6 protein-coding genes and 3 tRNA genes are annotated in these 11,635 nt (G+C 40.9%); 3 read left to right on the top strand and 6 right to left on the bottom strand.

What is annotated here, in order from left to right; genetic code table 11:
* Window positions 1–183: 183 nt before the first annotated feature.
* The 4 genes from AAAY30_RS06340 to nifJ form a co-directional block, all read right to left on the bottom strand.
* A tRNA-Leu gene (locus AAAY30_RS06340) sits at window positions 184–271 on the bottom strand.
* A gap of 8 nt (window positions 272–279) precedes the next feature.
* A tRNA-Glu gene (locus AAAY30_RS06345) sits at window positions 280–354 on the bottom strand.
* A gap of 3 nt (window positions 355–357) precedes the next feature.
* A tRNA-Met gene (locus tag AAAY30_RS06350) sits at window positions 358–434 on the bottom strand.
* A gap of 317 nt (window positions 435–751) precedes the next feature.
* Window positions 752–4,312, bottom strand: a complete 3,561-nt coding sequence (gene nifJ, locus AAAY30_RS06355) for a pyruvate:ferredoxin (flavodoxin) oxidoreductase (protein WP_499215753.1) — start codon at window positions 4,310–4,312, stop codon at window positions 752–754.
* Window positions 4,313–4,817: 505 nt separating this feature from the next.
* Between nifJ and AAAY30_RS06360 the strand changes: the two genes are divergently transcribed.
* The 3 genes from AAAY30_RS06360 (at window position 4,818) to AAAY30_RS06370 (ending at window position 10,125) form a co-directional block, all read left to right on the top strand.
* Window positions 4,818–7,724 (top strand): acyl-CoA dehydratase activase, encoded by a 2,907-nt coding sequence (locus AAAY30_RS06360; RefSeq protein ID WP_279310052.1) that lies wholly within the window; start codon window positions 4,818–4,820, stop codon window positions 7,722–7,724.
* A 26-nt stretch (window positions 7,725–7,750) separates the two neighbouring features.
* Window positions 7,751–9,052: a 2-hydroxyacyl-CoA dehydratase gene (locus AAAY30_RS06365; RefSeq protein ID WP_186935550.1), complete on the top strand. Its 1,302-nt coding sequence runs from the start codon at window positions 7,751–7,753 to the stop codon at window positions 9,050–9,052.
* A 248-nt stretch (window positions 9,053–9,300) separates the two neighbouring features.
* The gene (locus tag AAAY30_RS06370; RefSeq protein ID WP_337781790.1) at window positions 9,301–10,125 is read left to right on the top strand and encodes a DUF2238 domain-containing protein; all 825 of its coding nucleotides are present in this window, start codon (window positions 9,301–9,303) and stop codon (window positions 10,123–10,125) included.
* Between the two features lie 201 nt (window positions 10,126–10,326).
* Here AAAY30_RS06370 and AAAY30_RS06375 read toward each other — a convergent pair whose 3' ends face one another.
* Entirely contained in the window at window positions 10,327–11,076 is a 750-nt protein-coding gene (locus AAAY30_RS06375) for a DUF6273 domain-containing protein (protein ID WP_499215752.1), read from the bottom strand.
* Window positions 11,077–11,088: 12 nt separating this feature from the next.
* The gene (locus AAAY30_RS06380) at window positions 11,089–11,550 is read right to left on the bottom strand and encodes a hypothetical protein (protein ID WP_337781789.1); all 462 of its coding nucleotides are present in this window, start codon (window positions 11,548–11,550) and stop codon (window positions 11,089–11,091) included.
* Between the last annotated feature and the right edge of the window lie 85 nt (window positions 11,551–11,635).

Consider the following 11,635-nt stretch of genomic DNA (forward strand, 5'->3'; position numbering starts at 1 on the left):
CGATTTAAAAAGGTTGACCAAACTTTTATAATTGATTGGCAAATAAATTTGCTAAGCCTTAATTTATTAATGTTATCTCAACATTTAAGACAGAACAAATAAAGCCACTTTAACAAGCCGTATCTTAACTTAATTTTTATAAAAGCGAAAAGGTCTATTGTCTTACGACAATAGACCTTTTCATGGTGCCGGTGACCGGACTTGAACCGGTACGGTCGCAATGACCGAGGGATTTTAAGTCCCTTGTGTCTGCCTATTCCACCACACCGGCTAATTGTTTGGTGACCCGGACGAGAATCGAACTCGTGTTACCGCCGTGAAAGGGCGGTGTCTTAACCGCTTGACCACCGGGCCGTATGGTAGCGGAAATAGGACTTGAACCTACGACACCTCGGGTATGAACCGAGTGCTCTAGCCAGCTGAGCTATTCCGCCATCTGTTCGCCAACATCAAATCAGCAAGATAGATTATAATATAACAGTCCAGATTTGTCAAGGGTTTTTTAAAAGTTTTTTGAATTTTTTTAATTTTTTTCAAAAAACTTAAAAGCATCTGTATTTTACTGCTTTTTTCGTGAAGAAAAACACAGAAAGCAACGGTTGCTGTCGTTTTAATACATATCTTTACGCTGTTTTTATTGTTAGCCGATAAATAATTTTTATTCTTAAAAATAAAATCAGTGCGGTTGCCCCCTACTTTTAAAGCAGGGAGCAACGCAAATTTATTAAATTTTATTTATTACTTTATAAAATTACTCTGCATCAGGAAGACTTGCAAGTTTTTCAAGGTGAGCGTACTTCTCTTCTGCAACCTTTTCAGCCTTAGCAAAGAGCTGTTCTGCTCTTTCAGGGAATGAACGGGTAAGTGAATTATAACGAACCTCACCCATAATAAAGTCACGATAAGAAGCGCTTGGAGCCTTGCAATCGAGCATAAACGGATTCTTGCCCTCATCGGCACGGCGTGGGTCATAACGGAAGATATTCCAATAACCTGCCTCAACAGCCTTCTTCTCTTCCTGCTGAGCAATGCTCATACCGCCCTTAATACCGTGGTTGATACATGGAGCGTAGCAGATAACAAGTGACGGGCCGTTGTAGCTTTCTGCCTCTACCATAGCCTTGAGAACCTGATTATTGTCAGCACCCATTGCACACTGTGCTACATATACATAGCCGTAGCTCATAGCGATAGCGGCAAGGTCTTTCTTCTTAACAGACTTACCTGCAGCGGCAAACTGTGCAACAGAACCTACAGGAGTAGCCTTAGAAGCCTGTCCGCCTGTATTTGAGTAAACCTCTGTATCGAATACGAGGATATTTACATTTTCGCCTGATGCGATAACATGGTCAAGACCGCCGAAACCGATATCGTAAGCCCAACCGTCACCGCCGAAGATCCACATTGACTTCTTAGCAAGTTCGTCTTTGTCGATAAGTGTCTTCTTGGCAAGCTCGCCAACCTTAGCGTCATCAACATTCTTTTCAAGCTCTGCAATAAGAGCGTCTGTTGCAGGACGGCTTGCGGTTGAATCGCAAACTGTGTCAAGGTAGTTCTGACAAGCTGTCTTTAACTCGTCGCTGTCTGTGTCTTTCTGAATATTCTGAACATACTCTACAAGTCTGTTACGGATAGCTTTCTGACCGAGAGCCATACCAAGACCAAACTCGGCGTTATCCTCAAAGAGTGAGTTCTGCCAAGCAGGGCCAAAGCCTTTCTTGTTCTTTGTGTAAGGTGTTGCCGGAGCAGATGCACCCCAAATTGATGAACAGCCTGTTGCATTGGCAATGAACATTCTGTCACCGAAGAGCTGTGTAACGAGCTTAGCATAAGGTGTTTCACCACAACCTGCGCAAGCGCCTGAGAACTCAAGGAGCGGCTGCTTAAACTGGCTGCCCTTAACTGTAGAGAACTTAAACTTAGCGGCTACTTCAGGCTTTTCGTCAAGAGTTACCGCATAATCAAATACAGCTTGCTCTGCACGCTGGCTGTCGATTGACTTCATTGTAAGAGCCTTTTCGCCCTTCTTGCCCGGACATACATTAGCGCAAGCGCCGCAGCCTGTACAGTCAAGTGTAGATACAGTCATAACAAACTTAAGTTCCTTAAGACCGATCATTGGAATGCTCTTTGTGCCCTGCGGAGCGGCTGCAAGCTCGTCCTCTGTCATAGCAACAGGACGGATTACAGCGTGAGGACATACGATAGCACACTTGTTACACTGAATACAGTTGTCTGAATTCCACTCAGGAACATCAACTGCGATACCACGCTTTTCATAAGCGGCTGAACCGTTAGGAGCAGTACCGTCAACATGATCCATAAATGCAGATACAGGGAGCTTGTTGCCCTTGTACTCATTTACAGGCTTGAGGATACCGTTTACATACTCAACGAGTGCGCCCTCGCCCGGGACAACATCGGCAGCCTTATCGTCTGTAGCGTTTGCCCAATCGGCAGGGATTTCAACCTTCTTGAGGTCTTCCATACCACGGTCAATGGCAGCGTAGTTCATATCTACGATAGCCTGACCTTTCTTCATATATGACTTCTTAGCGGCTGCCTTCATAAGCTCCTTAGCCTTTTCAGCCGGGATAATGTCAGCAATCTTAAAGAATGCTGACTGAAGAACAGTGTTGATTCTGCCGCCAAGTCCGATTTCTTTACCGATCTTGATACCGTCGATTGTGTAGAAATTGATATTTCTTGTAGCAAGAATTCTCTTCATCTTGCCTGGGAGTCTTTCTGAAAGCTCGTCAACATCCCAAGGACAGTTGAGGAGGAATGAACCGCCTTCCTTGAGGTCGTCTACGATGTCATACTTGTCAACATATGATGGGTTATGACAAGCAACGAAGTCAGCCTTAGAAATGTAATAAGTTGATTTGATAGGCTGATTACCGAAACGGAGGTGAGAAACTGTAAGACCGCCCGACTTCTTTGAGTCATAAGCAAAGTAGCCCTGAGCGTACATATCGGTGTTATCGCCGATAATCTTAATTGAGTTCTTGTTTGCACCAACAGTACCGTCAGCACCAAGACCCCAGAATTTACATGAATGTGTACCCTTTGGAGTTGTGTCAGGGTTTTCAACAATCGGGAGTGAAAGATTTGTAACATCATCAACGATGCCGATTGTAAATCTTCTCTTAGGAGCGTCGCTCTCTGCGTTTCTGTAAACGGCAATGATGTCGGCAGGAGTTGTATCCTTAGAACCAAGACCGTATCTGCCTGTGTAAACCTTTACGCCGGCAAAGTCAGAACCGTTGATAGCAGCAAGAACATCAAGATAAAGAGGCTCACCGATTGAACCGGGCTCTTTTGTTCTGTCGAGAACAGAGATAGTCTTAACTGTCTTAGGAAGCTCGCTTAAAAGGTAATCTGCAACGAACGGTCTGTAAAGGTGAACCTTTAAAAGGCCAACCTTTTCGCCTGCTGCGTTGAGGAAGTCTACAACCTCTTCTGCACAATCACATACAGAACCCATAGCAACGATAATGTGCTCTGCGTCCTCTGCGCCATAGTAGTTAAATGGCTTGTAGTTTGTGCCGATCTTCTCGTTTACTTTGTTCATATATTCAACAACAACTTCGGGTACTGCATCGTAGTACTTGTTGCAGGCCTCTCTTGCCTGGAAGAAGATGTCGTCGTTCTGAGCTGTACCTCTTGTTACAGGGTGCTCAGGGTTAAGTGCTCTTCTGCGGAACGCTTCTACTGCGTCCCAATCAAGCATATCTGCGAGATCCGCATAATCCCACTCTTCAATCTTCTGAATCTCGTGAGAGGTTCTGAAACCGTCAAAGAAGTGGAGGAAAGGAACTCTGCCCTTGATAGCCGAAAGATGTGCAACGGCAGCAAGGTCCATACATTCCTGTGGGTTGTTTGAACAGAGCATTGCATAGCCTGTCTGACGGCAAGCATAAATATCTGAATGGTCACCGAAAATTGAAAGAGCGTGGCTTGTAAGAGCACGGGCAGATACATGAATTACGCCCGGTAAAAGCTCGCCTGCCATCTTGTACATATTCGGAATCATAAGAAGCAAGCCCTGTGAAGCTGTGTAAGTTGTGGTTAAAGCACCGGCTGCAAGCGAACCGTGAACCGCACCGGAAGCACCGCCTTCCGACTGCATTTCCGTAACCTGTACTTCTCTGCCGAAAAGGTTTTTAGTGCCCATTGCCGAGAACTTGTCGGTAAGGTCAGCCATTACGGAAGAAGGTGTGATAGGATAGATAGCAGCAACATCTGTAAACGCATAAGAAACATGAGCAACAGCGCTGTTACCGTCCATAGTTTTCATTTTTCTTGCCATTGGAATTGTCCTCCTTAAAGTATGTCAGCGACAACACCGTTTGCCGCATTTAATACAATTTTTAAAGATACATACTGTATCATAATAAATTTTAACACTTAAATGTTAATTTGTAAAGAGGTTTTCAACAATAACTCATATGTTTTCACCCGATTTTTCTAAAACTTTACCAAATATTTTAAATTTCCGCATAAAACCGAGTTTTTCGCCGATTCAGGTGATTTTTAGACAAAACAAAAGTTTGTTAATTGCCATAAAACCGTAAAATTCGTCAATAATTTTTATACGCAAAAAATTGTTATACATACATTATGCGAAAATTGTATTATTTTGGCAAGAAAACATACAACTTAACGGCTGATATTTTTGTAAATAATAGTCATTTTTATTAAAGAAATTATATTGCGATTAAAGAATTAAAATTAAATAAAAAAAGCGTATAATAGTTTGGATAATCAATTGACATAATATGACTTTATATAACTTTATAAGGCACGGAGGCAGTATGTTGAAATTAGGACTTGACATTGGCTCAACTACAATAAAATGCGTTGTTTTGGACGAAGAAAATAAAATTATATACAGCACCTACGAACGACATTATTCTCAGATAACCGAGAAAATTGCAGAAATTCTCGCAACTGTACGCAGTAAGGTAAAGGGTGTTGAAAACGCAGCCGTTGCGCTTTCCGGTTCTGCCGGTATGGGCGTTGCGGAGTCAAGCAACATTGACTTTGTGCAGGAGGTTTACGCAACAAGAGTTGCTACAAATACATTTATTCCGGGCACAGATGTTGTCATTGAACTCGGCGGTGAGGACGCAAAAATTCTGTTCCTCACAAACGGTCTTGAAGTGCGTATGAACGGTACCTGTGCCGGCGGTACGGGTGCATTCATCGACCAGATGGCAACACTGCTCAATGTTCCGCTTGAAGATCTTGACGAACTTGCAAAGCAGTACGAAAAAACATACACTATCGCATCACGCTGCGGCGTATTTGCAAAGACGGATATTCAGCCTCTTTTAAACCAAGGCGCAAGAAAGAGCGATATAGCCGAAAGTATCTTCAACGCCGTTGTAAGCCAGACTGTCGCAGGTCTTGCACAGGGACGAGAAATTGAGGGGCAGGTTGTGTACCTCGGCGGTCCTCTCACCTTTATGAGCGAGCTTAGAAACTGCTTTGACAGAACTTTAAACACAAAGGGTATATGCCCTGAAAATTCACTTTACTTTGTTGCCTGCGGTGCGGCACTTTGCGCCGAAAAAACAATTGACTTTGACAAGGTAATCGAAGAAGTAAAAAATTACCGTGGAAGCGGCAACTTTGCCTTTAACCCTCCGCTTTTCAAAGACGAAGAAGATTACAAAAAATTCTCTGACCGTCACGCAAAAGCAACCGTTCTGCAAAAGGAACTTAAAGGCTACAAAGGCAAGGCTTATGTGGGTATGGACGCAGGCTCTACCACCGTTAAGGGCGTTGTTCTCAACGACGACGGCGAACTTCTTTATTCAAAATATCTTCCGTCAAAAGGAAATCCCGTAGAGATTATCAAAGGCTTTCTTGAGGAAGTCTATGCAATCAACCCCGAAATCAACATAGTTTCTTCTGCCGTTACAGGTTACGGCGAAGAGATTATAAAGAACGCTTTTGATGTTGACTACGGCATAGTAGAAACAATTGCGCATTTCACTGCCGCAAAATATTTTATGCCCGATGTTGAATTTATCATCGACATCGGCGGTCAGGACATCAAATGCTTTAAAATTCACAACGGCGCAATCGACAACATATTCCTTAACGAGGCTTGTTCTTCCGGATGCGGCAGTTTCTTGCAGACATTCGCAAACGCTCTCGGTTACGAAATTGCCGACTTTGCAAAGCTCGGACTTTTTGCAAAGCGCCCTGTTGACCTCGGTTCGAGATGTACGGTATTTATGAACTCAAGTGTTAAACAGGCTCAAAAGGACGGCGCAACAATCGAGGATATTTCCGCAGGTCTTTCCTTAAGCGTTGTAAAGAATGCACTCTACAAAGTTATCAGAGCGTCAAGTCCTGACGAACTCGGCAAAAGAGTTGTTGTACAGGGCGGCACATTCCTTAACGACGCCGTACTCCGTGCATTTGAGCAGGAAATGGGCGTTGAGGTTGTTCGACCTAACATTGCGGGGCTTATGGGCGCATACGGTGCGGCGCTATATTCAAAAAATAAATCAAAAGGCAACGGCAAGAGTAAACTTGCAAATAAAGAGACTCTCAAAAACTTTGTTCACGATATAAAGGTAACAAACTGCGGTATGTGCAGCAACAACTGCCGACTTACAATCAACAGCTTTGGCGGCGGCAGAAGATTTATTGCAGGCAACCGTTGTGAGCGTCCGATTACAAAGAAATCGCAGTCAAACGAGCTTAATATGTACGCTGTCAAGCTGAAAATGCTTGAGGAATACAAGCCTGTTGAGGGACTTCGTGGCAAGCTCGGTATGCCTATGGCGCTCAATATGTTTGAAATGTACCCGTTCTGGTACAGATTCTTTACAGAACTTAAGTTTGAAGTATTCCACTCACCGTTCTCGACAAGAAAGATATATCAGCGCGGACAGCAGACAATTCCGAGTGATACAATTTGTTTCCCTGCAAAACTTGTGCACGGACACATTCAGACTTTGATTGACGAGGGAGCAGAAACTATTTTCTACCCTTGTATGTCATACAACTTTGACGAACACCTCGGCGATAACCACTACAACTGTCCTGTTGTTGCATATTATCCGGAAGTTATCAACAACAATATGAAAGATGTGCAGAAAATCTGCTTTATAAAGGAATACTTCGGCGTACATATGCCAAAGCATTTCCCACAAAAGGCATATGAGGCACTTTCAAAATATTTCCCCGATCTTACACTTAACGAGGTAAGAAAGGCCGCAAAACTTGCTTATGACGAACAGGATAAGTACAGAAAAAAGGTAATCGCAAAGGGCAACGAGATTATTGAAAAAGCCGAAAAAGAGGGCAAAAAGATAATGGTGCTTGCCGGCAGACCTTACCATGTAGACCCCGAAATCAACCACGGCATTGATAAACTTATTTCGAGTTTTAATGTAGCAATCGTCAGCGAAGATGTTGTATCTCCGAGGGTTGAGAAATTCCACACCAATGTACTTAACCAGTGGACATATCATTCAAGACTGTACGCTGCCGCTAAGTATGTTACAACAAGAAAGGATATGGAGCTTATACAGCTTGTTTCCTTTGGCTGCGGCGTAGATGCCATTACTACCGACGAGGTAAGAGAAATTCTTGAAAAAGAGGGCAAAATTTACACACAGATTAAAATTGACGAAATCACAAATCTTGGTGCAGTTAAAATTCGTATCCGCAGCTTGCTTGCTGCTATTGACAACGATTAACCACCGTTTGAAAGGTTGTGCTTTAAATGGCTGAACTTAAATATGACAGCAAAACAGGTCGTTTGCTTTTTACAAAAGAAATGAAAAAGGAATACACAATCCTTATGCCGAATATGGCACCTATTCATTTCAATATACTTCAGAATGTTTTTAACTACTACGGCTACAAGTCGGAACTTCTCGACACTTGCGGCCCTGAAATTGCACAGACAGGTCTTAAATATGTTCATAACGACACCTGCTACCCTGCGCTCCTTGTAATCGGACAGTTTATACACGCTTTACAGAGCGGCAAATACGATGTGCATAAAACAGCGCTTATGATTACCCAAACAGGCGGCGGCTGTCGTGCCTCAAACTATATCTTCCTGTTAAGAAAAGCGCTTAAAAAAGCAGGTTTTGAATTTGTACCCGTAATCTCGCTTTCTTTCGGTATGGAAAAGAACAGCGGTTTTTCGCTCACACTTCCGCTTATCAGAAGATTTGTCGGCGGTCTTGTTTACGGCGATCAGCTTATGCTCCTTTCTAACCAGACAAAGCCTTATGAGGTAAATAAAGGCGAAAGTATGGCGCTTGTTGCCGATTGGAGCGATAAGATTTCTAAAATGCTTATCGAGGGCAACGGCTATACGCTTGAAGAAATTGACGAAAATCTTGATAAAATCACAAAATCTTTTTCGGAAATTAAGCTTAATAAAGTGCCAAAGGTTAAAGTCGGCATCGTAGGCGAAATTTATGTAAAATATTCCAAAATGGCGAATAACGGACTTGAGGATTTTTTGGCTTCACAGGACTGCGAGGTTTGTGTGCCGGGTCTTATGGGCTTTGCTTCATTTAAGGTTGACAACCGAATTGAGGACGCCAAACTTTACGGCGGTGCAAAGATTAAATCCACATTTTGTAAAATGCTGCTTGACTACCTCACAAAACTCGAAGCACTTATGATTGAATCGGCAAAGAAATATAACTTCGTTCCGCCGCACGAATACGCTCATACAAAACAGCTTGTAAAGGGCATTATCGGATACGGCAGCAAAATGGGCGAGGGTTGGTTACTTACCGCAGAAATGCTTGAGCTTGCCGAAACAGGCTACGAAAACATTGTTTGCACACAGCCCTTCGGCTGTCTGCCGAACCACATCAACGGCAAGGGCGCTATCCGCAGAATCAAGGAAGTAAACCCGAAAGCAAACATTGTTACAATAGACTACGACCCGGGTGCGCCAAAGGTAAACCAGGAAAACAGAATCAAGCTTATGCTTGCTGTAGCAAAAGAGGAGCTTAATAAAGAGCTTGCCGAAAAACAGGACGCAGAGCAAAAATCTTAACAAAAAGCAGTCCGAGAATAAATAAATCGGACTGACTTATTTTTAGGTTCTTTATCAAAAGTCGGAGTAAATTTGATTTAGCGCACGAGTTAAGCGAAATGATTTAAAAATTTAGGTCAAACCTTTATAATTGCTTGGCAAAACAGTTTGCTGAATAATACCCAAAATTTAAAACAGAATCTTTTTAGAAAATAAACATCAACACTTACATATAATAATGTATGACAAAATTTTAAGAGGTGAAACGAGTGAAAAAAAATAAAAACAAGGCACAAAAGGCAAAAAAGCCGCACACTTTGCTTATCAGTGTTAAGCAAAACAAGGAGCTTACCGCACTTTACTTTATACTAAGGCTTGTAATTATATTTATATTTGTTCTCAACATCATCCGTGGCAAGTACGAAAGCGCAATGACTTGCGGACTTACATTTATACTTATGTTGATTCCGTCGTTCATTGACCGCAGTCTTCACATAGAATTGCCGAGCGTGCTTGAAACCTTTATGATACTGTTTGTATTCTCGGCAAATATTCTCGGTGAAATCGGTTCATTCTATGAAAAAATACCTTTTCTCGACACAATTCTTCATACGCTGAACGGTTTTATCTGCGCAGGCGTGGGATTCGGACTTACCGATATTTTGAACCGCAGTAAAAAGGTTAAATTTAACCTTTCCCCTATCTTTGTATGCCTGTTCTCGTTCTGCTTTTCAATGACGGCAGGTACAGTTTGGGAATTTTTCGAGTTTGGCGTTGACACTTTTCTCGGCAAAGATATGCAGAAAGACACAATCGTCACAACAATCAACTCTACCCTGCTTTCGGGCAACGATACAAATGCCGTTACCCATATAAGCGGAATAACATCTACAACCGTAAGCGGCAAAGACCTCGGCATCAACGGCTACCTCGACATCGGTCTTATTGATACAATGAAAGATTTGATGGTAAACTTTGTCGGCGCAGTTGTGTTTAACGGTTTGGGATTTATCTACCTTAAAAACAGAGGCAAAAAAGCAAGTTTCCTAAATAACTTTATCCCGAAAAAATCCGAAGATATTACAGAAGAATAAGTTTAACAATCAAAAATCCGACAGTAGTAAAAACTATTGTCGGATTTTTTGTTGCATCCTAATTATTGGTAATATTTATAAATTATGACTTATCAAACTAAGTAATAAAATGTAGCCAATTAACGTTTAGATAAGCACAGGTAAATGAATTTCAATAATTCTTTCAAAATAACATAATCACTTTAATATAAATAAGTTATGTTATTTTAAAATATATCTGCCCTCTTCTTTATATATTTCTTGCTTACCGTCAACACAAAATGCTGGCCTGATACCATTCATATCGCATGCATTCGTGCTTCCAATTTCACCTTCCGGTCCTACTGCATATACACAAGAATCATATGTAGAATCCGCACTTCTTAACCACCAACTTACAGTAAACTTTCCATTATTCGTAGTAGCAAAACGATTCTTATTATCTTTAAAATACAACAATGGCACCCTTTCAACTCCGACATGCCCATTTTTTTTATATCCAAGTTCAGTAAAAGACAACAAAAACACTTTTCTTACAATAGTTATCACGCTATCATCTATTTGATTCAAGCATCGTTCATCTAAAATCTCTATTTCCGAATCTTGAATTAAGCAACGAGTTTGAATAGGTAAATTATCAAAAAACTCTCCCATTAAGTAATTATCAATTTCGCTTTCTTCATAGTAAGCCGAATAATCACTAACTCTTCTATTCTCTGGAAGAATTTCTTTTCTTAACAAAAGTGTTTTACCATTATAATCATTAGTTAATACAATATATGGAACAAATCCTGTTTTTTCTTCAATATATATGATTGGTTCAATTTTACATTTTTCAGAATACGCCAAATCACTTATTGTATTATATTCCTCGGTTACTGTTTGTCTTTTACTACAAGCATTTAATAGAACTCCAAGAACAATTGCTAATACTACTACTTTTAATACTACTTTATACTTTTTTCTGAACACTTATGTGGCTCCTTAATTTCTCTGCTTTTTACGTCTTATTTTTGTAAATGCCATACACATCACTATACTTACCATGATTACAGCCATTAGGCTCCAAAATCCAACTGCAGATTCGTCTCCTGTTGAAACAGATTCTATCTTTTCTCCTCCATTTTCATTTGTTTCCGAACCAGAATTGTTACCTGTATTATTATCTTTTCCCGAATCAGGATTTTCTGGGTTCGCTGGATTTTCTGGTTGAATATCAACAAATGTCAGGGGCTGTGTGCTTTGAGATACTGTTTTAATTTTCAGTTTATTATTATAATATTTTTTATTGCTGAAATCTATTATAGCTTTATTACAGCGATAATGATAGCTTAGCAAAATCTCGTTACTTATTGTATCACTTTTGTTTTTATACTCTATATAAAGCCACTTGCCCTCATGAATAGCTTTAAATATATTTCTTCCTATGCTGTTAATTACCCTCACCGCCTTTAGTTCTTATATTTCACTGAAATCATTATAGCATAAATATTTCATAAAACAACAAATTTATACTGAAAATATTAAAATT

The organism is Ruminococcoides bili, from assembly GCF_040093295.1.
Lineage (GTDB): Bacteria > Bacillota > Clostridia > Oscillospirales > Acutalibacteraceae > Ruminococcoides > Ruminococcoides intestinale_A.